Raw genomic sequence first — 24343 nt, 5'->3', positions numbered from 1 at the left:
TTTTTTCTTGAACGAATAAATATTCAAAAGAATGTCGCATCTTTCTGTTCATATTTCTGCTATAATATATAACGCTTTATAATATTTTATACTTAAGGAGAACAACTCATGAAGCGAAAAAAGAGCCATTTAATGGTAATGGCACTTGTTACATCTTTATTATTAACAGCTTGTAATAATAAAGCGAATAAAAGTGATACAGAGGTTAAAAAACAAGTGTTAAATGTAACAGTATCAGAAGAAATTCCTTCTCTGGACACTGCGAAAACGATGGATGGTACATCAGCACACGTTATGCAAAACATATTTGAAGGGTTATATGTATTAAATGATCAAGATCAGCCTACTCCAGCAGTAGCAAAATCGTTTAAAAGAAGTGAAGATGGTAAGAAATATACATTTAACTTGCGTAAAGATGCAAAATGGTCAAATGGAGATAATGTAACAGCAAATGATTTTATATTTGCATGGAAACGTGCAATTAACCCTGAAACGGCATCTCAATATGCATACATGCTCTTTTATGTGAAAAATGCGAAAGAGATTAATAAGGGAACAATGCCTCTTGATGCACTTGGGGTTAAAGCAATAAATAATTATACGTTAGAAGTTGAACTGGAACAGCCAGTTCCGTATTTTTTACAGTTGTTAGCACTACCTATATACTTACCACAGCATGAATCATTTTTGAAAGAACAAGGAAACAATTATGCATTGGAACCTAGTAATCTCATATATAACGGGCCATTTGTATTAGAAAAATGGAAGCATGAACAAGAGTTTCAATTAAAGAAGAATGCTGCATATTGGGATCGAAAGAAAGTGAAATTAGACGAAATAAACTTTCATATCGTAAAGGATACAATGACAGCTGTAAATTTATATGAAGCCGGAGATTTGGATCGAGTACCTATTAATTCGCAAATTGTAGACAAGTATAGAGGGAATAAGGAATTACATATGTCGAGTGATCCTGGAATTGCCATGCTTCGTTTTAATGAAAAAAATACCGCGTTAGCAAATAAAAAGGTGCGTCAATCTATTTCATTAGCGTTAAATAAAGATGATTTCGTTGCTCACTTTATTAATAACGGAGCAAAGCCTGCAAGTGGGCTTGTACCAGTTGGTCATGTAAATGAAGTGACCGGTAAAGATTTTAGAAAAGAAAACGGAGATCTTTCTTCATATGATTTGCAAAATGCGCAAAAGATTTGGAAAGAAGCGAAAAAAGAGCTTGAAGTAGAGCAAGTAAACCTCGAGTTTTTAACGTTTGAACAAGATAATGCAAAACGGATGGCAGAATATATAAAAGGTGATTTAGAAAAGAATTTGCAAGGACTCACGATACAAATTAAACAACAGCCATTTAAGCAAAAATTACAGTTAGAACAAGCAGGTGATTACGATATAACTATGGCAAATTGGGGACCTGACTATAAAGACCCAATTAGTTATTTAGAGTTATTTACGACAGGGAATCCGAATAATAAAATGAATTATTCTAATGTTCATTACGATGAATTAATAAAGAAAGCGAAAACGGATTTTGTACTAGATACGGAAAACCGATGGGAAGCGTTGCGAGAAGCCGAGCAGGTATTATTAGAAGATGCTGCGGTAGCGCCGCTTTATCATATTGGCTCAGCATATGTACAAAAGGATTATGTAAAAGGAATTGAAAAGCATCAATTTGGTGGTATTTATACTTATAAGAATGCTTATATTGCTAATGAATAAATACAAAAAACCTTACTTTTTAAAAGTAAGGTTTTTTACACATGAATTCTATTAAACCGATTTCAATAAAGCGTAAAAATTCGTATCATATGGGACATCATCTTGATACATATAATTTTTTAGAACGCCTTCTTTTTCAAAGCCTAATTTTAATAGTACTTTATTGGAAGCTTCATTTTCAAGAAATACAATTGCTCCAATCCGCTTTAAATGAATCGTATGGAAACCGTATGATATAACCTCAGAAACAGCTTCAGTCGCATATCCTTTTCCCCAGTGTTCAGGCAAAAAGGCATAACTTATATTGGCTCGTTTATGCTCAGAAGACCAATCGTGAAAACCAATGGTACCAATGAGTTCTTTCGTGTCTTTTAATTCGATTCCCCATTTTATACCGCTTCTTGCATTGTAACTCAACTTAAAATTATGAATGATTTGCTTCACTTGATCAATATCTTGTAACGGTTTTTGGCCATAATAGCGCAGTACATTAGTATTAGAAAAGCATTGTAGTATACGCGGTGCATCTTCTTCGGTAAGTTCTCTTAAAATGAGTCGGTCTGTTTTCAATATAGGAAACATGCTTTCACTCCATTTCTTTTGAAACTAGAATGTGTTGTTATTATATAATCTAGTCTGAAAATAAAGATTATTCAAGAGGGGAGTATGGTTTTAATTTATGATAAAATTGATTGTGGAATATATTTCAAAAAGAGGTTTGTATATGGAGAAAAATTCAATTTTAATTGTAGATGATGATCAAGATATTGTTCAATTTATAAAAGTGAATCTAATGCAAGAAGGTTTTAAAGTTTTTAGTGCTCATAACGGAGAAGAGGCTTTAGAAATAATAAATAATAACAGTATTCAACTTGCTATTTTGGATATTATGATGCCACAAATGGATGGGATAGAATTGTGTAGAAGGATTAGAGAGAAACATAGTTTACCAATTATGTTTTTAAGCGCGAAATCATCGGATGTCGATAAGGTAATTGGATTTAGTACTGGGGCAGATGATTATATTGTGAAGCCGTTCAGTACAATTGAATTTATCGCAAGAGTGAAAGCTCAATTAAGAAGGTATACATATTTCAACCAAAATGCTGTCCAAGTAATGGAAAAGAAAATAAATATTAGAGGTTTAGAAATAGATGAAGCGTCGAGAACTGTAATGTTATATGGAGAAACAATGAATCTTACGAAAACTGAATATGATATTTTACACTTAATGGCAGCCGCAAGGAATCGTGTGTTTACAATTGAAGAAATATATGAGAGCGTTTGGAACGAAAGAGCCTATGAAAGTAATAATACAGTAATGGTTCATATTGCAAGATTGAGAAATAAAATTGAAGAGAATCCAAAAGAACCGAAGTTTATACAAAATGTTTGGGGAGTCGGATATAAAATTGAAGATTAGATCTTTACAGGGTATTAGGGCGAAAATTTTTTTAGCTTTCATATGTAGCATCTTGTTAGCGACTGTAAGTATAATAGTGCTTCAAATTTTAGTTGGAAATATATATAGTCATGTTAATGCGTTAGAGGAAAAATATTCATTTTTATACTTTATAGTTTTTTTGATTTTTACTACGACATACTTTGCATGTATGACAAAAACAATGATGAAAAGATTGTCTGAAATTAATAAGAACGTGAAGGAAATAAGTAATGGTAATTTTGAAGTACATATACCTATTTCAAAAAATGACGAGATTGGTGAATTAGCGACGAATGTAAATAGAATGGCCAAAAGTTTAAAAGAGTCTATCGAGAATGAAAAAAAATCACAGGAAATGAAAAATGAAATGATTAGTAATATTTCTCATGATTTACGAACGCCAGTAACATCTTTAATCGGTTATGCGGACCTGTTAGGAAATAAACTCCATTCGAATGGAGAAGAATGTGAACAGTATGTAAGTATATTAAAGCGAAAAAGTTATGAATTAAAACATCAAGTAGATGATTTATTAGAATACTGTCAAATAAATTATAGAGAGATTGAATTACATAAAGATGAAGTAGATATGAAAGCATTAATTGAACAAATCATGATTGGCTTTGTACCACAATTAGATGATGCTAATATGAGCTTTTATATTAAAAGTGATGAAGTGCTGTATGTAGAAGTTGATGTGGCACTTATAGTGAGACTATTTGAAAATATAATAGGTAATAGTATTATGTATGGAAAAGATGGAAAGGAAATTATAATTGGAATTTCCAATAAAACAATGAATGTTGAAGTAGAAATTAAAAATTTTGGACAATGTATTCCGGAAGAGGACCTTCCTTACGTTTTTGAGAAATTTTATCGTAGTGAAAAATCACGTAGTTCTTATACTGGTGGGAAAGGAATGGGGCTTGCAATTTCAAAAAGTATAGCCGAGCTCCATCAAGGGGATCTAACTGTACGTAGTAACGATAAAGAAACAGTTTTCACTGTGAAATTACCGCAGTATAAAAAAGTAAGAAAGTCGTAAGTATTTCTTTTATATGTCGTAATTTTTACTTTGTATCATTGAGAAAAAGGATATGAGAGTAGGGATGCGACATGTGGAAGAAATTTTTATTAGTGATTATAGTTTCTTTTTTAATTATAAGTTGGATCTTAGTTTATGTAGCTAATGGTGTTACATCAGTTTTTGTTTGGTGGAGTATTCAGGCTTTTAGTTTTATTTCAGTTTTCCTCTTGGTAGGATCAGTAATAATATTTTTTTGGAAAGGCATTTTTAGAAAGCGGATAGATAGAACGCTATTTTTAATCATTCTGTTTTCTATCATTGGAGCTTGGCCTGTCGGTTGGTTTGCTAATATAGGTAGAATTGCTTACCCAGCAGATATACAATCTATGAGTCCTAAAGCAGTAGTTCGTGTTCCTTTGAATGAACGAGCATTAATAGGCTGGGGCGGTGATCAGTTAGAAACGAACTATCATGTTATAAAGCCAAATGAAAGGTGGGCATATGATATCCTCATTCCACCTGCTGAAGTGAAAAGTAGTAAGTTAGAGGATTACGGAATATATGGAGCGAAAGTAATGGCACCAGCTTCTGGGACGGTTGTATCAATCAATAATGATGAAAAAGATTTAATTCCCGGATTGGATGATTTTCAGTCAATGGCAGGGAATTACATATATTTACGGATAGATGAAACAGAGACATTTTTGATTCTTGCCCACTTAAAGAAAGGGTCCATTAAAGTTAGAGAAGGACAACGTGTAAATGAAGGAGAATTTCTTGCTCAAGTCGGTAACTCAGGAAGTTCAAGTGAGCCACATTTACATATCCATCATCAAAGGCAAAATCCGTCTAAGGTAAGTATGTTTTTTGCGGAAGGATTGCCACTTTACTTTCGAACTGAAAATGGTGTCATGATGCCGGAAAGAGGGACATACATAAGTGGTAACTAGAAGAAAATCATTTCATCCAAAAAGGGTATTCCAAATTAAAATTGGAATACCCTTTTTCATTATCCTACAAATGTTTGATACAGTAAGAAGATATTTAAAATGATAACGAGTGCGGCAATTATCCAAGCGATAAATGTTGTTATACGGTGGTTAACGAGTGCACCCATAATCTTTTTGTTACTTGTAAACATAATAAGTGGTACTAGCGCAAATGCAATACCGAATGATAAGACGACTTGGCTCATGACTAGAGCGTAAGTTGGATTTACACCTAAAGCGATAATAACTAATGGTGGAATCATTGTAATAAATCGGCGTAAGTATAACGGAATATGCATGCGAATGAAACCTTGCATAATAATATCACCCGACATTGTACCGACAGAAGAGCTAGATAGTCCTGCTGATAAAAGTCCAATTCCAAATAATGCAGCTGATACAGGACCTACTAAATTGGTAAATTGAGTGTAAGCAACATCTAAATCTTCAACGTGCAAGCCGTTTTTAAAGAATAGTGCAGCAGCAACAATTAACATACTTGCATTAATTGCTCCAGCAATAACCATTGCAATAATAATATCGATAAATTCGAAACGAAAAATCTTTTTCTTTTGTTCGTCATTTGTGCCGACCACGCGGCGTTGTGTTAAGGCAGAATGCAAGTATATTGCATGCGGCATAACTGTTGCACCTAAAATCCCTGCTGCAAGTAATATACTGTCTACACCTTGGAATTTTGGAATAAATAGTCCTGAAAGAAGGGGACTTAATTCTGGTTTTGCATAAAAAACTTGAATCCCAAAAGCGATTACTACAATGAAAATCATTCCTGTAATAATAGCTTCTAGTGGACGAAATCCTCTACGTTGAAACTCAAGAATAATAAATGATCCGGCTGCAGTAATTAAAGCGGCAGGTAGCATCGGGATTCCAAATAGTAAGTAAAGCCCCAAAGCAGCTCCAATAAATTCCGCTAAATCTGTAGCCATAATAACTAGTTCACCTTGTATCCATAAGCCGATAGACACAGGCTTTGGAAAGTTTTCACGAGCTATTTCGGGTAAATTGTTTCCTGTAGCAATTCCTAATTTAGCTGATAAAGTTTGGATTAATACAGCCATTAAGTTAGAAGCGAGTATAACCCATAATAGTAAATATCCATATTGTGAACCAGCTGCGATATTGGTAGCAAAGTTGCCAGGATCAATATAAGCAACGGACGCGATAAAAGCGGGTCCTAAAAATGGTAACAGTCTTTTCCAGCCTTTTGTTTCTCCACTTAAAGCTAAGTGAGCTGATTGTACAGTTGTACTTTCAGAAGGGAGATTTTCATCTTTTGTTATATCTTTATTCATAGTAGTTTTCCCCTTTAAAATGTTAACTTGATGAAATTATTGTATTTATTCTTACTCATTATTTCAATACATTTAAATATGTTATATGGTAATTTCATTTGAACACGAAAGTTTCCTTAATGCAAATTATATGCCTTTATACAATGGATGGTGTGATAACGTAAAATGAATTGGGAGTTTATGGTGTGATGACATGGGGAAACATAGTGAATTAAAGGGCTGTTTTTGAAATTTATGTGAACATAAAGCCGATAATACAGCATATTAATTGATGGAATTGCATTTGTATGATATATAATATATTGGGATTACAACATAACCATAGTGTTTTGGTGTGTAATCTTGTTTTTTATTTTTGTTAACTGATAGAAAATAGTATAAAGAAAATGGGATTCATTTTCTTATTATATATGTTTTGATATGAACGTTAACTTATACATGATTTAAAAAATTAGATAGGTGGTAGAAATACATTGGCAACTACAAAACCATACAGAGTATTACTATATTACATGTACACAACAATTGAAAACCCAGAAGAATTCGCGGCAGAGCATTTAGCATTTTGTAATTCACTTGAATTAAAAGGAAGAATTCTTGTAGCAAAAGAAGGTATTAACGGAACTTGTTCTGGAACTGTAGAACAAACAGAGAAATACATGGAAGCAATGAACAATGATCCACGTTTCGATGGCATCGTATTTAAAATAGATGAAGCTGATGGTCATGCATTCAAGAAAATGCACGTGCGTCCTCGTCCAGAGTTAGTTACACTTCGTCTAGAAGATGACATTAACCCACACGAAATAACTGGGAAGTATTTAGAGCCAAAAGATTTTTATGAAGCAATGAAACAAGAAGATACAGTTATCATTGATGCACGAAATGATTATGAATTTGATTTAGGTCACTTCAAAGGTGCGATTAAACCTGATATCGAATCATTCCGTGAATTACCAGATTGGATTCGTGAAAATAAAGAAGTACTTGAAGGTAAAAAGATTTTAACTTATTGTACAGGCGGAATTCGTTGTGAGAAGTTTTCTGGTTGGTTAGTTCGTGAAGGCTATGAAGATGTAAGTCAGCTTCACGGCGGAATTGTAACGTACGGAAAAGACCCAGAAGTACAAGGTGAGCTTTGGGATGGACAATGTTACGTGTTCGATGAGCGTATCGCTGTACCAGTAAACCAAAAAGAACATGTTATCGTTGGTAAAGACCACTTTACAGGTGAACCTTGTGAGCGCTATGTAAACTGTTCAAATCCAGAATGTAATAAGAAAATTTTATGTTCTGAAGAAAACGAAGCGAAATATTTACGTGCATGTTCTAATGAATGTCGTGTAAGTCCACGTAACCGCTACGTAATACAACATGAATTAACGGAAGAGCAAGTAGCTGCTGCATTAGAGCAAATCGAAGCAGGGAAGTAAACTGAATTCGTATAATAAAAGGGGTACTCCAAGTTTAATTTTGGAGCACCCTTTTTTTATTATCCGGCCCTTTTATTTGTCGGTTTTTGTCGGTAAGTCGATATATTAAAAAAATCGCTGATATATTTTGAGTTGCGCTGATATATCTTAAAAATCGCTGATATATTTCGAGTTGCGCCGATATAATCGGAAAATCGCTGATAAAAATTTCACTTACTGCAGCGCACCAAGAATTTGAAAATAACTTTCTTTAATTTTTATCTTCTTTCTCTTTAACGGCAGAAAGTACAGTTTGTTTTACCCAAGCTTTTCTTCGTTTATGCTGTAAACCCCATTGGTATAAACTTTGGGCTCCTAAAATAAGTGAAATGACAATGCCGCTAATCGCAATTAATAGAGCGAAAAATTCAAGAGGTGACGATATTTTGTTTGAATCGGTGTTTCTTAAAAGGTCAATCATAGTAAACCCTAACATTTGGCCCACTACAGAGTAGAGCGTTAAAATTAATAATAAGAGGCTATCTTTTTTAGAGGCGACATTTTCTTGATATTTAAACAAACTATCAAGATTTTGTTTCGCGTTCGAGTATAGAACCTCAATATTAAAAAGTTTTCTTAAGCGGAAGAAAATATCTTCACTTTGTGATTGGGATACTAATTCTAAAGAAAAATAATTAGCAGTGAACGAATTGATCGAATAAATTAATTTCTCTATTTCATTAGTATCTTGTTCAATGTTTAGCTCAGCATAGGCGTTTGCCATTTTTAATAAAACAATTTTATGGAATAGGTTTAATAATAAAGCGTAATAAAATTCCCCGTACATTTGACTAGCAAGTTTAGCGATTTCGCGTTCTCCTTCATTTGTTACACATGTAAAAATATGTTCTTCCATTATGAAATAACGATTTGGAGCCCATCTCTGGTAAGCGTGTTTTTTTAAATAGTCATGAATGTAAGGAAGGTTATTTGCACTCACATATGGCTTACCATCACTTGTTAATCCGGAAAGACTAGAAGTACGATAAACATCCACTTCATTAAGTTCCATACCTTCTTTTAGTGACAATAAAGTTTGGACGTACATTCTTTGGTCTTCGAAGAAAGGGAAGGTTTGAAAGTATGAACTTCTTAATCTCTTCTTTTCAAAGAAATCAGTTACGCCATGAAATAAATAACCAAAAATGAATTTTTCAACTTGGGAATACTTTTTTCCGTTACATTCAATACAAATAGTCTCATTTGTATCATTTTTAGTTTCAAGTACACGGAAGCGAGCAGCGAATTCGATTGCTTCAGATAAAGTCATGTTTGGAGCAGTGTTTACTTCTGTTCGAATTGTTAAGAAGCCAAGTTCATAAGGACAAAGTGTTACATCAATAGAGTGTATCTTGAATGGGATTGAAATAAGGTTTGTTGTTAAATATCCAGTTAAGTTAAGGTCCTTTGAATAACGTTGCAAGCCCTTTTGATGCTCTGAGTGAGGAAAGAGAATTTTATTTGTAAATGAAAGATAGTATGCTTCCATATTTTGATGTGAAACTTTAAACTCCCCATAATATGTATTTTCATCATAGAGATGATCAAGCCGAAAAGGACGGAAATCGTTTTTTTGTAAGAAAGGGAACATATTTTGTTCATATCCAGCTTTAAAAGAAAACGGGAATATAAATTGAAATATAGCTGTTGCTACATCTTTTTCCTCAATTGCTTGTATTGCCTCCATCTACATTGTTTCCTTTCCATATATGCTATAGAAACAACATGCCCAAATTTATTTGAAAATAACCACTGTTTTATACTCGATTGAGAGTGAAAATTCAGCTTATTTAGCAGAGGACATGTATAATGTTATGTATACTAAAAGTTATAAAATTGTATTTTGAAAAGGGGGATGCTGTATGCGGATTTTAGTATTAGGCGCTGGTGGAGTCGGAGGATTTTTTGGTGGCAGATTAGTCGAAAAGGGAGAAGATGTTACATTTCTTGTTCGTAGTAAACGGAAAAAACAATTAGAGGAAAGAGGACTTGTAATCCGAAGTGTTAACGGGGATTTTTCCTTTCAACCGAAATTAATAACGAAGGAAGAGAGAACTTCTCCATTTGATGTCATTTTATTTTCAACAAAAGCGTATCACTTAAACGAGGCAATTCAAGATTTGAAGCCGTTTGTTGGCGAAGGTACTGTAATCATTCCATTGTTAAATGGTATCGCTCATTTATCACTATTACAAAAAGAATTCGGCGAAGAAAAAGTACTTGGCGGTTTATGCTTTATCGAGACGACGTTAAACGATCAAGGAGAAATTGTACAAACTAGCGCTGCCAACAGACTTGTGTTTGGAGAAATTAAGTCTCAAAATTCAGAGAGAGTAAAGCATATTTCTAAAGCATTTGCAGGTACGAAATCTAGTTTTGTTTTAAGTGAAAATATTACGCAAGATATGTGGCATAAATATTTATTTATTACTGTAATGTCCGGTGTGACAACGTTAATGCGTGCACCAATTGGACCAATTCGTGAAAGTGAAGGCGGCCGTGATTTTATCCGTAATGTATTTGAGGAATCTGTACAAATTATGAAAGTATTAGGAGCTCCAATAAAGGTTAATATTGCCCAGGAACATATGAAAACAATTGATAAAATTTCGTATGATATGAAGTCATCGATGCAACGTGATATGGAGAAGGGTTCGTTTATTGAAGGGAAGCACTTGCAAGGATATTTACTGGATGTAGCAGAGCAATTTTCTATAGCGGCACCATTATTAGGCACTATATATCAAAATTTAAAGGTGTATGAAGAGATGACCTTTAACAGATCTGTAATAGAATTAGATGTATGAAAAAATAAAAAAGATAGCAATATATAAGTGTATTGCTATCTTTTTTATTTTTTTGTATGACAAATTATTTATTTCTTTTCGTTCTATCTGTCAAATTTATTTCCTGTTCACGTTTACCATATAACTGATTAATTTCATTTGCTACTGCATCTAAATATGAATCGGAAAAAATAGGCTTCTTTTCTTTAGACATAGGGGTCTCCTTTGCGGATTTTTTAGTATTCATTATGTATATTTCTCAGTGGATTATGCACAATCATTTTAATTTTTTTCTTATTAAAAATTTTTGTTTACTTTTTGAAAATAAAGGAGTATTATAATCCACAGTTTCAATTTTCTAAATCGCTGAAACCGCATGGTACGGGGGACCCGTTTTTACGGATCAGTACATAATCCGATGGGGTGAATCCTTAAAAAAGGTAGGGCTACTCATAGGCCCGAATCCGACAGCTAACCTCGTAAGCGTTATATTGAGAAGGAAGGTGGAGCTTGTGCGACAAAAAAAATAATGTCTACAAGTCTATTTCGCTATGGCTTGTAGACATTTTTTGTTTTCTGAGTAAATAGTTTACTGGCTGCAACAAGCAGAAAAGTTCGTACAAAATTATTGGAGAGTGGACAGCATTGGTTTCATCTATTAAAAGATTTTTAATTGGAAGACCGTTAAAATCAACGGAGCTTGGAGAACAAAAGCTTAATAAAACGAAAGCTTTAGCTATTTTATCTTCTGACGCATTGTCATCAGTTGCTTACGGTCCAGAGCAAATTTTAATTGCTTTAGCAGGTGTTGGAGCGATCGCTTATTGGTATTCCATTCCGATCGCTGTTGGGGTATTAGTATTATTGACAGCCCTTATTTTATCTTATCGTCAAATTATTTTTGCTTATCCGCATGGCGGGGGAGCGTATGTTGTATCAAAAGAAAATTTAGGGATGAATCCAGGCTTAATTGCTGGAGGATCTTTATTAGTTGACTATATTTTAACTGTTGCGGTAAGTGTGTCCGCTGGTACAGATGCAATTACGTCTGCGTTTCCTAGCTTACATGCACACAACGTAATTATTGCGGTTATATTTGTTATATTAATTACGATATTAAATTTAAGGGGAGTAACTGAATCAGCTTCCGTTTTAGCATATCCTGTTTATTTATTCGTTTTAGCACTATTTATATTAATTGGTGTGGGCATATATAATATTTTAACTGGTCATGTTTCACCCACTTTACATGCGCCAATTGGTACACCAGTTGCAGGGATTAGTTTATTTTTATTACTAAGAGCATTTGCATCAGGTAGTTCTGCTTTAACAGGTGTTGAAGCAATTTCAAATGCAATTCCGAACTTTAAAGATCCTGCGCCAAACAATGCTGCAAAAACATTGCTTGCAATGGGTGCATTACTTGCTGTGTTATTTTCAGGAATTGTATTTTTAGCTTATTATTACGGAGTGACTCCGAGTAAAGAAGTAACAGTTGTTTCTCAAATTGCTGAACAAACATTTGGACGTAATTTCATGTACTATTTCATACAAGGTACAACAGCTTTAATATTAATTCTTGCTGCTAATACAGGTTATTCTGCATTTCCTTTATTAGCGGTTAACCTTGCAAAAGATAAATTCATACCGAGAATGTTTACGATTAGAGGAGACCGCCTAGGTTACTCAAACGGTATTATTATACTTGGAGTTGCTTCGATTATTTTAATTGTAGCTTTCCAAGGGCAAACAGAACATTTAATTCCACTATATGCAGTAGGTGTATTTATTCCATTTACACTTTCTCAAACAGGGATGGTATTAAAATGGCTTCGCGAAAAGCCTGAAGGATGGGCTTTAAGATTAACGGTTAATTTAATTGGTGCAGTTATTAGTTTTATCGTAATGAGCATGTTCTTTTTAACTAAATTTGCACAAGTTTGGTCGATTCTTATTTTCTTACCAGTTATTATCTTCTTATTCCATCGAATTAAGAAGCATTATGATGCAGTGGGTGATCAATTAAGTTTAAAAACTTGCGAGCCTCTTATTCCAATTGAGGGGAATGTAATTGTCGTTCCTGTAGCAGGTATGACGCATGTAGTAGAAAATTCATTGAACTATGCGAAATCGCTTTCGGCAGATCAAGTTATCGCAGTATATGTTGCTTTTGACAGAGAAGAGGAAAAGAAATTTGAGGAGAAATGGAAGAAGTGGCAACCTGAAGTAAGGCTTGTTACATTACATTCTCATTATAGAAGTATTATTCAGCCGCTAACGAAGTTTATCGATACAGTGCAATATAAGGCAAGTGAATCGAATTACCGTGTTACGGTCGTTATACCACAGTTCATTCCGAAAAAAGGTTGGCATAACATTCTTCATAATCAATCCAGTTTACTTATACGTGCGTATTTACTTTATAAAAGAAATGTTGTTATTACGACAGTTCCATATCATTTGAAAAAATAAGAAAATTTTTTAAGGATAGCTTCGCGAAAATGAAGCTATCCTTTTTGTGTATATGCTATGCATAATTGCATATGGGGTTAAAAATTATACTAATATAACTTCATTGGTTATTTGAAAGTAGTGTTTTCTGTTGTGATATGTAGATATTTCAATCGATAAAGTGAATCGGATTATATTTTGAAATAAGGACATGAAAGCTTGAAAATAAAGGGAATGAAAATACTTCTTTACGATATATAAACAGCTGTGTTTAAATGACCTTACAGTACAAAACTTATATGAAAACAAAATGAAATTTCATATTTACGTATGTTGTTTAGTTTGAAATGAATAATATTTTTATGTAATATATTCACTGTGTGAATGTGGGAATTTCGATGAAATAGAAAATTTATACAATATTATTCATACTAAACACATATGAAAAATAATGAAATGTTTTGTGACGATAAGTAAGTACTGTAGCAATACGAGAGAGGTGGTTCATACATAGATCACGTTGAGAACGTTCTCTATTTTAACCATCTCAAATTATGGGCAAGAAAATAGAATAATAAAATGCGATAGTAATAGTTGCTAATACATAGGAGGAGTTAAAGTGAAAAAGACTTTAATTACAGGGTTATTGGTTACAGCGGTATCTACGAGTTGCTTCATTCCTGTAAGCGCTTACGCTAAGGAGGGGCAAACGGAAGTGAAAACAGTATATGCGCAAAATGTAATTGCTCCAAATACATTATCCAATTCAATTAGAATGTTAGGATCACAATCACCGCTTATTCAAGCATACGGATTAATTATTTTGCAACAGCCAGACATTAAGGTAAATGCGATGAGTAGCTTAACGAATCATCAAAAGTTTGCAAAGGCGAATGTACGAGAGTGGATTGATGAATATAATCCGAAGCTAATTGACTTAAATCAAGAGATGATGAGATACAGCACTAGATTCAATAGTTATTATAGTAAGCTCTATGAACTAGCAGGAAATGTAAATGAAGATCAGCAAGCAAAAACAGATTTTATGAGTGCATATGGAAAATTACAATTGCAAGTACAGAGCATCCAAGAGAGTATGGAGCAAGATTTATTAGAGTTAAATCGATTTAAAACAGTATTAGACAAAGATAGTAACAACTTATCAATTAAAGCCGATGAAGCAATAAAAACACTGCAAGGATCAAGTGGAGATATTGTGAAATTAAGAGAAGATATTAAAAGAATTCAAGGGGAAATTCAAGCTGAACTAACTACTATTTTGAATAGACCTCAAGAAATCATTAAAGGTTCTATTAATATCGGTAAACAAGTATTTACAATCACAAATCAAACTGCACAAACGAAAACAATCGATTTTGTTTCTATCGGTACTTTAAGTAATGAAATTGTAAATGCTGCAGATAGTCAAACGAGAGAAGCAGCTCTTCGCATTCAGCAAAAGCAAAAAGAGTTATTGCCACTTATTCAAAAGTTATCACAAACTGAAGCAGAGGCGACTCAAATTACATTCGTTGAAGATCAAGTAAATAGCTTTACAGAATTAATTGATCGTCAAATTACAACTTTAGAAACGTTATTAACGGATTGGAAAGTTTTAAATAATAATATGATTCAAATTCAAACAAATGTTGAAGAAGGCACGTATACAGACAGTAGTTTACTTCAAAAACATTTTAATCAAATTAAAAAAGTAAGTGATGAAATGAATAAGCAAACAAATCAATTTGAAGATTACGTTACAAACGTTGAAGTACATTAAATAGAAAAATAATTAGCGATATAGGGAGAGAAGAAAAATGACAAAAAAACCATATAAAGTAATGGCTCTATCAGCACTTATGGCAGTATTTGCAGCAGGAAATATTATGCCGGCTCATACGTATGCAGCTGAAAGTACAGTGAAACAAGCTCCAGTTCATGCGGTAGCAAAAGCTTATAATGACTATGAAGAATATTCATTAGGACCAGAAGGCTTGAAAGATGCAATGGAAAGAACAGGTTCAAATGCTTTAGTAATGGATCTGTATGCTTTAACAATTATTAAACAAGGTAATGTTAACTTTGGAAATGTATCGACTGTTGATGCAGCTTTAAAAGGAAAAGTGATTCAGCACCAAGATACAGCTAGAGGAAATGCGAAGCAATGGTTAGATGTATTAAAGCCACAGCTTATTTCAACGAATCAAAACATCATTAACTACAATACAAAATTCCAAAACTATTATGATACTTTAGTTGCTGCGGTAGATGCAAAAGATAAAGCGACTCTTACGAAAGGCCTAACTAGATTATCAAGTAGTATTAATGAAAATAAAGCGCAAGTGGATCAGTTAGTAGAAGACTTGAAAAAATTCCGAAATAAAATGACGTCGGATACGCAAAACTTCAAGGGTGATGCAAATCAAATTACATCTATATTAGCTAGTCAAGATGCAGGAATTCCGCTTCTACAAAATCAAATTACAACGTACAATGAGGCAATTAGTAAATATAATGCAATTATTATCGGTTCATCTGTTGCGACAGCTCTAGGACCAATTGCAATTATTGGTGGTGCAGTAGTTATTGCTACGGGCGCAGGAACACCGCTAGGAGTCGCATTAATTGCAGGTGGTGCAGCAGCTGTAGGCGGTGGTACAGCTGGTATCGTATTAGCGAAGAAAGAACTTGACAATGCACAAGCTGAAATTCAAAAAATAACTGGACAAATTACAACTGCTCAATTAGAAGTAGCTGGGTTAACGAACATTAAAACACAAACTGAGTATTTAACAAATACGATTGATACTGCAATTACAGCGTTGCAAAACATTTCAAACCAATGGTATACAATGGGATCGAAATACAATTCTTTACTTCAAAATGTGGATTCAATTAGTCCAAACGATCTTGTTTTCATTAAAGAAGATTTAAACATTGCGAAAGATAGCTGGAAAAACATTAAAGACTATGCAGAAAAGATTTATGCTGAAGATATTAAAGTAGTAGACACGAAAAAAGCATAATTGAATACGAATCGTTAGAGCGTTAAGTGTTGATGAATGATTTGAAGCTCCTGTTCAGTTGTGAGCAGGAGCTTTTGATATCCTTATAAAGAGAATAGGTGAAAAATATGCAGAAACGATTTTATAAAAAATGTCTTTTAGCGGTAATGATTGCTGGGGTGGCAACGAGTAACGCATTTCCTTTACATCCTTTTGCAGCAGAACAAAATGTAAAGGTGCTACAAGAAAATGTGAAAAACTATTCTCTTGGACCAGCAGGATTCCAAGATGTAATGGCACAAACGACATCAAGTATATTTGCAATGGATTCATATGCAAAATTAATTCAAAATCAACAAGAGACGGATTTAAGTAAAATAAGTTCGATTAATAGTGAATTTAAAGGGAATATGATTCAGCATCAAAGAGATGCAAAAATTAATGCAGCATATTGGTTAAATAATATGAAGCCTCAAATTATGAAAACAGATCAAAATATTATAAATTACAATAATACTTTTCAATCGTATTATAATGACATGTTAATAGCGATTGATCAAAAGGATAGTGGAAAATTAAAAGCGGATTTAGAAAAGTTGTATGCGGATATTGTAAAGAATCAAAATGAGGTAGATGGATTATTAGGAAATTTGAAAGCTTTTCGCGATAGAATGGCGAAAGATACAAATAGTTTCAAAGAGGATACAAATCAGTTAACAGCGATATTGGCAAGTACGAATGCTGGTATTCCAGCTCTAGAGCAACAAATAAATACATATAACGATTCGATTAAAAAGAGTAATGATATGGTCATTGCTGGTGGCGTACTTTGCGTAGCTCTAATAACATGTCTTGCTGGCGGGCCGATGATTGCGGTTGCGAAAAAAGATATCGCAAATGCAGAAAGAGAAATCGCCAATTTAAAAGATAGAATTTCAGGAGCACAAGCAGAAGTCGTAATTTTGACTGATGTAAAAAATAAAACAACAAACATGACAGAAACAATTGATGCAGCAATTACAGCACTACAAAACATATCAAATCAATGGTATACAGTAGGTGCAAAGTATAATAATTTATTACAAAACGTAAAAGGAATTAGTCCGGAAGAGTTTACGTTTATAAAAGAAGATTTACATACAGCGAAAGATAGCTGGAAAGATGTAAAGGATTATACAGAAAAATTACATGAAGGTGTGGCAAAGTAAACAGTGGACTAGTTCTGCTGTTTATTTTTCATCCTGTTTTTTGTGAGAGTTGAGCTTGCAATTATATATAAGTTTGTCATGTGTTTTATCAATGTGGCTATTGGGTAATAGTTAATCAAATTGATACGAATAACCTAAATAAATTTCTGATCAAGTCTTTTATATGTAATGTTTTAATGAAAAAAGCTATACTGTAAGCAAAACTAAAAATTGGAGAGGAAATACTACAACATGGAAAATTATCTATTATTTATCCTTACAGCAATGTTAATCATAATCATGCCTGGTCCTGGTTTTGCACTAGTTACAAAAAATACTATCTCGCATGGTAAAAATGGCGGGATAAAGACTGTTTTAGGAACGATATCTGGAATGATGATTCATACAATAATGGCTACGTTAGGACTTTCTGCTATCTTAATGAAATTTGCTATGTTATTTACATTTATAAAATATGCTGGGGCTGTTTATTTAATTTATTTAGCTGTAAAGTCAATTAAAAGTGCCTTACATAAAAAAGAAGATATGTCAGGTTCAGCAGAAATGGACTCTAAGGATATTGGGGCAATTAAAAGCTTTAGACAAGGATTTACTACGGCAATTTTAAATCCAAAAACCGCTGTATTTTTCCTTAGTTTTTTACCCCAATTTATTGTGAGTAATCAAAATCATTTCCTCCAATTTCTTTTATTAGGAGTCACATTTACGACTTTGACAGCAATATGGTATTTACTTTACATCTCACTCATACGTCAATTAAGAACTTTTTTAAGAAAAGAAAGAGTGAACCGTACAATAGAGGGTATTACAGGCGCCGTATTATTAGTATTTGGAGTTAGATTGTTTTTCCAAAAATAAATATGTAGATAAAACGAGAAATAAAAAAGTTGATTATTTCTCGTTTTATTCTTTAAAATCTGCAACAGAATCAGGATTTCCCCTCAAAGTATAAATTCCAAGAGGAACCGTTTTTTTATTTACTTATATACGTACAGCTGTACCACTGACAGCAACCATTAACATTCCATCACGAACAACTTCGTAATCTACGTCAATACCAACGATAGCGTTCGCACCTTTTTCTTTTGCAAGTTCTTTCATTTCGCCCATTGCAATATCACGAGCGTCTTTTAGTTTACTTTCGTAAGCACCAACACGGCCACCGACAACATCACGAACGGAAGCGAATACATCGCGGACAATATTTGCACCCATAATAGCTTCACCATTTACAATATCAATATACTCAATAATCTCTTTACCTTGAATTCCAGAAGTTGTTGTTACAATCATGACTGACACTCTCCTAATATTTTATAATTTTTGATTAGCTTTCTTATGTCATAGAAAAAGTAGTTCTGGTGCCAAAAATGCTTGATAGAAACATAGAATATTTTTGGCATCAGAAACAAGTCTAGTTTCTTACAGAATGAAAGCAAGGCAATTGTTTAACATATGTATCGCTATAACATATGCAATGGATCTTTTAGAAATAAGATAAGCCGCAGTAAGTATCAACGATCCAGGTAAATAAATAGCAATATCTGAAAGTTGGTTCGTATGAAGAAGTGTAAAAATCATAATCGAAATGATAGATGCAATAGCAGTACCAATATGGTAAGAAAAACGATTTATTAATATGTGGCGAAACACAATTTCTTCAAGTATTGGACCCAGAATACCAAATACAAGCAATGTAAATACAAGCGGTACCTCTGCACCCGTTTCAAGGAGCTGCTCTTGGTTCTCTGGTTGACCAGTTGCTAGAAAATACATAACACACTGTTCCACAATTAACGTAAATAAAACTACCATAGGAATACTTACTATTTTCAAAATTGTCTTCTCTTTAAAATAAGTAAAACTTTCAATAATTTCTTTCCTAAAGCAAATGATTCCTACAATAGCAGGTACAGTAAAACCGATGGCACTAAGAACAAATTCTGATTCAACTAAATTGACATTAGCTAAAAGTGATATGCCAAATAGTATGTACAAGCCAATTTGAAATGGTACAAACAGTGTAAAGATTATTAGCATAATGATTTCTTTTTTATTCATTTTTATAAAGTTCACTGTATTGCCCCCATAATTAAATTACCTATAATTTTTGATTTTTCTTTCTGCATAACGCTCTCCTTCTAAATATATTTATATAAGATTATAAACCGGACGGTTCGGTCCGAATCGAAATCTAATGATACTACAAGTTTCTAGTTTTTTAAACCCTTTTTATAAAGTATTAACAAAATCAAAATGGAAAAAAGCAAATATATTTATATTTCAGTTGCTTTGTTACAATTTAATTCCAGTAATCATTAATGGTTAATCTTTTATAGAATGAAGTGAAAGTGGGAGTAGTTCAAACACTTTAGCTAAACATATTAATAAAAATTATATATAATAATCATATGTCTATACATTAAAATTAACTATATATTTTTACACCTCTACGATTTTAGATAAAATTAGTTGTATAATATGACTGAACTAAACAATTGGTCATGTCGTTTTGACAGAAGATTCACTTAATTTATGTAGGTAATACAATTTGATTAACTTCTTTTCAAACCGTATTCTTTGAGGTTTCCATAAGATAGGGATTGATAAGATATTTCTGTTCCAAACTTATTTATACTTACAAAAAAATTAAGAAAATAGAGGGTAAACATTACCTAGAATATTAGGATCGTTTTCATTAGGAGGATTACAAAGCATGACTAAAGTTGATAAGGTTAAAGAAAAAATTATTGAAACATCTTTATATTTATTTAATACTAATGGGATAACTCGCACATCCATCCAGGATATAATGACAGCTACTGAACTACCTAAAGGATCTATTTATCGTAGATTCAAAAGTAAAGAAGAAATTGTCCTTGCTGCCTACGACAAAAGTGGTGAGATTATGTGGAGTCATTTTCATAAAGCAATGGAAAATAAAAAGACAGCAATTGATAAAATCCTTGCAATTTTCCTTGTATATCAAGATGCAGCTAATAATCCTCCTATTGCTGGAGGCTGTCCATTACTTAATAGTGCCATTGAAAGTACTGGAGTATTTCCAGAATTACAAAAAGCAGCAGCAAAAGGTTATGATGATACAGTAATGTTAATGGCTTCTCTCATAAAAGAAGGAATAGAGAAACAAGAATTTAAAGAAGATATAGAGGTTATATCACTCGCTTCCTTTCTTGCCTCTTCAATGGAGGGGGCTATTATGGCAAGTCGAGTATCTAACGATAATATACACCATCATTATTTTATTGAACAAATAAAACATCATCTTTTCACTTATTCTAAATAAGTGAGAACTTGCATTGTTTCCATCCAATTTTTATAAAATTAAATTGAGTAAATACCCCTTATAAATAGTAACTTCTGTTTATAAGGGGTATTTGAATAGTTTTTAGATGATGTTTCATGTTTCTTATTGAACGGCTTTGTTATCGTTACTACAGAAAAATGTGAATTAAATGTTAATCGATTTACATGTTTCAAGCGTATCTATATTGAGTTTGTAAATCTACACAATAAGTTTTCATTATATATTAAGTGTAGTAGAAGTTCAGATAGATAAAATTCGGTAGTCGAATTTTTTTGCATAAAGCTGTATAATGCTTGTAACGAAAGGGAAATACAGGAAGGGATTTGTAATGAGTTACTATGGAAAAAGATAAACAACAATTAAGCGTTGAAGTTGCAAGATTATATTATCAATCAGATTATAGTCAGCAAGAAATTGCTAACAAATTAAATATTTCAAGACCAACAATTTCTAGATTGTTAAAGTATGCGAAAGAAAAAGGGTTTGTTCAAATTAGCATCGCTGATCCATTTGCGGATTTAGATAACGTTGGGAATTTACTGAAAGAAAAATACAACTTGTTAGAGGCACATGTTGTATTTTCTCCAGTACCGGAATATGCAACGATTACAGAGTATATAAGTAAATATGCTGCTGAGTATATGGAAAAGACAGTTAAAAACGGTGATATTGTTGGTGTAAGCTGGGGAATGACTATGTATGAAATCGCTAGAAAAATCGTACCGCAACATGTAAAAGGGGTAGAGGTTGTCCAGCTAAAAGGTGGTATTAGTCATTCAAGTGTAAATACATATGCGAATGAAACGATAGCTTTATTTGCAGATGCTTTTCAAACGACGCCAAGAAATCTACCTCTTCCAGTTATATTTGATAATGCAGTGACAAAAGAATTAGTAGAGCAGGATCGACATATTCATCATATTATCGAAATGGGGAAGCAAGCGAATATTGCAATTTTCACTGTAGGAACAGTGCGAGACGAAGCGCTATTATTCCGATTAGGTTATTTCGATAAGGGTGAAACGAGTTTACTCAAAAAACAATCGGTTGGTGACATTTGTTCACGATTCTTTGATGGGGACGGAAATATTAGTAGTGAAGAAATTAATAAGCGGACCATTGGAATTGAGTTAGAAGAACTGAAATTAAAGAAACGTTCTATTTTAGTTGCAGGTGGTAATAGAAAAATCAAAGCAATTGATGGTGCGTTACGTGGCGGGTATGCAAATGTATTAATTATCGATCAGCATACAGCAAAAGAATTGTTACATTATCAAAAGGATTAGAAATAAAAGGCGTTCTCAAGATGTTAATTTTGAGAACGCCTTTTATTTTGTTATGTATGAATGATAGGAGTTTTTTGAACACAAGTTGCCTTTTTAAAAATAATTATGGATATGGAGATACATACTACCATTGTTAACATAAAAATTTTGATTATATATCTGAAATGTTCTTTGGTAGAATGCGCTTTATTTACTACAAGAAAATTCCTTTTAAAAAAGAATGAACAAAATTTCAAAAGTGTATTTACATTTGTTCAACTAAGAGTTAGAATGAAGTTGTTAAAAGATATGAGGAGTGAAGATAATGAACATTGCAAAGTTAATTGACCATACAATTTTAAAAGCTAATACTACTAAAGAAGATGTTATGAAAGTAATTGAAGAAGCAAAGGAATATAAATTCGCTTCTGTTTGTATTAACCCAACATGGGTAAAATTAGCGGCTGATGAACTAGCTGGACATGATGTAGACGTTTGTACTGTAATCGGTTTCCCATTAGGAGCAAGCACGACTGAAACAAAAGCATTTGAAACAAAAGATGCTATCGCAAAAGGTGCAACTGAAGTTGATATGGTAATCAACGTAGGCGCTTTAAAAGATGGCGACAACGAACTTGTTGAAAAAGATATTTATGAAGTAGTACAAGCAGCAAAAGGAAAAGCTCTTGTAAAAGTAATCATTGAAACTTGCCTATTAACAGATGAAGAGAAAGTACGCGCTTGTGAATTATCAGTAAAAGCTGGTGCTGACTTCGTAAAAACTTCAACTGGATTCTCAACTGGCGGAGCAACTGCTGAAGATATCGCATTAATGCGTAAAACAGTAGGACCAAACGTTGGTGTAAAAGCATCTGGTGGCGTTCGTACACGTGAAGATGCAGACAAAATGGTAGCTGCTGGAGCTTCTCGCGTTGGAGCAAGTGCTAGTGTTGCAATCGTATTAAATGATGCAAAAGGTGCTACAGATAACTACTAATCATTAATGAAGTCAAAAGCAATAGATACACAAAGTAAAGTGTATCTATTGCTTTAATAATTAAAAAAAATGTAAGCGGATACGAATGGGAGGAGACGGCTTATGAAATACTTAATCGGTGTTTTAGGCCTCGTATTGATTTTAGGTATCGCTTGGCTTGCTAGTAATGATAGAAAAAAAGTCAAATATCGCCCAATCATAACGATGGTTATATTACAATTCATTTTGGGATTTTTATTATTAAATACAAGTGTAGGGAATATATTAATTAGTGGAATAGCAGATGGTTTTGGAGAGTTATTAAAATATGCTGCTGACGGTGTGAATTTTGTATTTGGTGGATTAGTAAATCAAAAAGAGTTTTCGTTCTTTTTAAGTGTATTAATGCCAATCGTATTTATCTCGGCACTAATAGGTATATTACAACACATTAAAGTATTACCTATTATTGTGAAATCTATCGGTTTAGCATTAAGTAAAGTAAATGGAATGGGGAAACTAGAATCATATAATGCAGTTGCTTCTGCGATTTTAGGACAATCTGAAGTGTTTATTTCAGTTAAGAAACAACTAGGGTTATTGCCAGAGAAAAGAATGTATACATTATGTGCATCTGCAATGTCTACAGTTTCTATGTCTATCGTTGGATCATATATGGTGTTATTAAAACCACAATATGTTGTAACCGCTTTAGTGCTTAACTTATTCGGTGGCTTCATCATTGCTTCTATCATTAACCCGTATGAAGTTACTGAGGAAGAAGATATGTTAGAAGTGCAAGAAGAAGAGAAAAAGACTTTCTTTGAAGTATTAGGTGAATACATTATAGACGGATTTAAAGTTGCCATTACAGTAGCAGCTATGCTAGTCGGTTTCGTTGCTCTTATCGCATTCATCAATGCAGTATTTAAAGGTGTAATTGGTATCTCATTCCAAGAAATCCTTGGTTATGTATTTGCACCATTTGCATTTATTATGGGTGTGCCTTGGCATGAAGCAGTTAATGCAGGAAATATTATGGCAACAAAATTAGTATCAAATGAATTTGTCGCTATGACAGATTTAGCACAAGGAAACTTTAATTTCTCAGATAGAACGACAGCGATTATATCTGTATTCTTAGTTTCATTTGCAAACTTCTCTTCAATTGGAATTATTGCAGGGGCAGTTAAAAGCTTAAATGAAAAGCAGGGGAATGTAGTGGCAAGATTTGGTTTGAAATTACTATTCGGTGCAACGTTAGTAAGTTTCTTATCAGCAACAATCGTTGGCTTATTATTTTAATAGATTCGTATAATATAAAAAGGAATGGTGATTG

21 protein-coding genes and 1 riboswitch are annotated in these 24343 nt (G+C 33.1%); of the genes, 15 read left to right on the top strand and 6 right to left on the bottom strand.

The features are described from left to right. The first annotated feature begins 108 nt into the window (after window positions 1-108). On the top strand, window positions 109-1737 hold the full coding sequence (locus ACK1U5_RS09500) for a peptide ABC transporter substrate-binding protein (protein WP_000823520.1): 1629 nt from the start codon (window positions 109-111) through the stop codon (window positions 1735-1737). A gap of 51 nt (window positions 1738-1788) precedes the next feature. Here the strand turns inward: ACK1U5_RS09500 and ACK1U5_RS09495 are convergent, their stop codons facing one another. Further along, entirely contained in the window at window positions 1789-2319 is a 531-nt protein-coding gene (locus tag ACK1U5_RS09495; RefSeq protein WP_000483972.1) for a GNAT family N-acetyltransferase, read from the bottom strand. Window positions 2320-2461: 142 nt separating this feature from the next. On the opposite strand from ACK1U5_RS09495, the gene ACK1U5_RS09490 reads away from it, so the two are divergent. The 3 genes from ACK1U5_RS09490 to ACK1U5_RS09480 all read left to right on the top strand — a co-directional run bounded on the left by ACK1U5_RS09490 (window position 2462) and on the right by ACK1U5_RS09480 (window position 5158). After that, a complete protein-coding gene (locus ACK1U5_RS09490; protein ID WP_000414525.1) occupies window positions 2462-3160 on the top strand; it encodes a response regulator transcription factor in 699 nt (232 codons plus the stop codon). After that, window positions 3126-4226, top strand: coding sequence for a HAMP domain-containing sensor histidine kinase (locus tag ACK1U5_RS09485; protein WP_113710724.1), 1101 nt, complete (start codon window positions 3126-3128; stop codon window positions 4224-4226). The genes ACK1U5_RS09490 and ACK1U5_RS09485 overlap by 35 nt, the downstream gene beginning before the upstream one ends. A gap of 71 nt (window positions 4227-4297) precedes the next feature. Continuing rightward, window positions 4298-5158 carry a M23 family metallopeptidase gene (locus ACK1U5_RS09480; RefSeq protein ID WP_000265535.1) on the top strand — a complete coding sequence of 287 codons (861 nt, stop codon included), beginning with the start codon at window positions 4298-4300 and terminating at the stop codon, window positions 5156-5158. 59 nt (window positions 5159-5217) lie between these two features. Here ACK1U5_RS09480 and ACK1U5_RS09475 read toward each other — a convergent pair whose 3' ends face one another. Next, window positions 5218-6513 (bottom strand): Nramp family divalent metal transporter, encoded by a 1296-nt coding sequence (locus tag ACK1U5_RS09475; RefSeq protein WP_069605017.1) that lies wholly within the window; start codon window positions 6511-6513, stop codon window positions 5218-5220. Window positions 6514-6986: 473 nt separating this feature from the next. Between ACK1U5_RS09475 and trhO the strand changes: the two genes are divergently transcribed. Next, the gene (trhO, locus tag ACK1U5_RS09470; RefSeq protein WP_000246218.1) at window positions 6987-7946 is read left to right on the top strand and encodes an oxygen-dependent tRNA uridine(34) hydroxylase TrhO; all 960 of its coding nucleotides are present in this window, start codon (window positions 6987-6989) and stop codon (window positions 7944-7946) included. A gap of 250 nt (window positions 7947-8196) precedes the next feature. Here trhO and ACK1U5_RS09465 read toward each other — a convergent pair whose 3' ends face one another. Continuing rightward, complete coding sequence (locus ACK1U5_RS09465) at window positions 8197-9672, bottom strand: hypothetical protein (RefSeq protein ID WP_000387425.1); 1476 nt, start codon at window positions 9670-9672, stop codon at window positions 8197-8199. Window positions 9673-9847: 175 nt separating this feature from the next. On the opposite strand from ACK1U5_RS09465, the gene panE reads away from it, so the two are divergent. Continuing rightward, window positions 9848-10792: a 2-dehydropantoate 2-reductase gene (gene panE / locus ACK1U5_RS09460; protein ID WP_001221896.1), complete on the top strand. Its 945-nt coding sequence runs from the start codon at window positions 9848-9850 to the stop codon at window positions 10790-10792. 64 nt (window positions 10793-10856) lie between these two features. Here the strand turns inward: panE and ACK1U5_RS09455 are convergent, their stop codons facing one another. After that, window positions 10857-10985, bottom strand: a complete 129-nt coding sequence (locus tag ACK1U5_RS09455; RefSeq protein ID WP_000031873.1) for a hypothetical protein — start codon at window positions 10983-10985, stop codon at window positions 10857-10859. Window positions 10986-11125: 140 nt separating this feature from the next. Then, window positions 11126-11272: riboswitch (cyclic di-AMP (ydaO/yuaA leader) on the top strand. A gap of 144 nt (window positions 11273-11416) precedes the next feature. Between ACK1U5_RS09455 and ACK1U5_RS09450 the strand changes: the two genes are divergently transcribed. The 5 genes from ACK1U5_RS09450 (at window position 11417) to ACK1U5_RS09430 (ending at window position 18293) form a co-directional block, all read left to right on the top strand. After that, window positions 11417-13243 carry an APC family permease gene (locus tag ACK1U5_RS09450; protein ID WP_000254887.1) on the top strand — a complete coding sequence of 609 codons (1827 nt, stop codon included), beginning with the start codon at window positions 11417-11419 and terminating at the stop codon, window positions 13241-13243. A 598-nt stretch (window positions 13244-13841) separates the two neighbouring features. Continuing rightward, window positions 13842-15002, top strand: a complete 1161-nt coding sequence (nheA, locus tag ACK1U5_RS09445) for a non-hemolytic enterotoxin NHE subunit A (protein WP_000751833.1) — start codon at window positions 13842-13844, stop codon at window positions 15000-15002. A gap of 37 nt (window positions 15003-15039) precedes the next feature. After that, window positions 15040-16248: a non-hemolytic enterotoxin NHE subunit B gene (gene nheB / locus ACK1U5_RS09440; RefSeq protein ID WP_000162975.1), complete on the top strand. Its 1209-nt coding sequence runs from the start codon at window positions 15040-15042 to the stop codon at window positions 16246-16248. 107 nt (window positions 16249-16355) lie between these two features. Further along, on the top strand, window positions 16356-17435 hold the full coding sequence (gene nheC / locus ACK1U5_RS09435) for a non-hemolytic enterotoxin NHE subunit C (protein WP_001171982.1): 1080 nt from the start codon (window positions 16356-16358) through the stop codon (window positions 17433-17435). Window positions 17436-17666: 231 nt separating this feature from the next. Beyond that, complete coding sequence (locus ACK1U5_RS09430) at window positions 17667-18293, top strand: LysE family translocator (protein ID WP_000432987.1); 627 nt, start codon at window positions 17667-17669, stop codon at window positions 18291-18293. A gap of 123 nt (window positions 18294-18416) precedes the next feature. On the opposite strand, the gene ACK1U5_RS09425 is transcribed toward ACK1U5_RS09430, so the two are convergent. Then, on the bottom strand, window positions 18417-18728 hold the full coding sequence (locus ACK1U5_RS09425) for a heavy metal-binding domain-containing protein (RefSeq protein WP_000637518.1): 312 nt from the start codon (window positions 18726-18728) through the stop codon (window positions 18417-18419). A 129-nt stretch (window positions 18729-18857) separates the two neighbouring features. Beyond that, window positions 18858-19511, bottom strand: a complete 654-nt coding sequence (locus ACK1U5_RS09420; protein ID WP_001009300.1) for a CPBP family intramembrane glutamic endopeptidase — start codon at window positions 19509-19511, stop codon at window positions 18858-18860. Window positions 19512-20151: 640 nt separating this feature from the next. On the opposite strand from ACK1U5_RS09420, the gene ACK1U5_RS09415 reads away from it, so the two are divergent. The 4 genes from ACK1U5_RS09415 to ACK1U5_RS09400 all read left to right on the top strand — a co-directional run bounded on the left by ACK1U5_RS09415 (window position 20152) and on the right by ACK1U5_RS09400 (window position 24309). Then, window positions 20152-20742: a TetR/AcrR family transcriptional regulator gene (locus ACK1U5_RS09415; RefSeq protein WP_000169648.1), complete on the top strand. Its 591-nt coding sequence runs from the start codon at window positions 20152-20154 to the stop codon at window positions 20740-20742. A 359-nt stretch (window positions 20743-21101) separates the two neighbouring features. Next, window positions 21102-22049 (top strand): sugar-binding transcriptional regulator, encoded by a 948-nt coding sequence (locus ACK1U5_RS09410; RefSeq protein WP_000409785.1) that lies wholly within the window; start codon window positions 21102-21104, stop codon window positions 22047-22049. A 304-nt stretch (window positions 22050-22353) separates the two neighbouring features. After that, window positions 22354-23025 carry a deoxyribose-phosphate aldolase gene (deoC, locus tag ACK1U5_RS09405; protein ID WP_001017441.1) on the top strand — a complete coding sequence of 224 codons (672 nt, stop codon included), beginning with the start codon at window positions 22354-22356 and terminating at the stop codon, window positions 23023-23025. Window positions 23026-23127: 102 nt separating this feature from the next. Further along, on the top strand, window positions 23128-24309 hold the full coding sequence (locus ACK1U5_RS09400; protein ID WP_000876192.1) for a NupC/NupG family nucleoside CNT transporter: 1182 nt from the start codon (window positions 23128-23130) through the stop codon (window positions 24307-24309). The last annotated feature ends 34 nt before the right edge of the window (window positions 24310-24343 follow it).

This window comes from Bacillus sp. XB1 (genome assembly GCF_053557995.1).
This window is presented reverse-complemented; position numbering and strand designations above follow the sequence as displayed.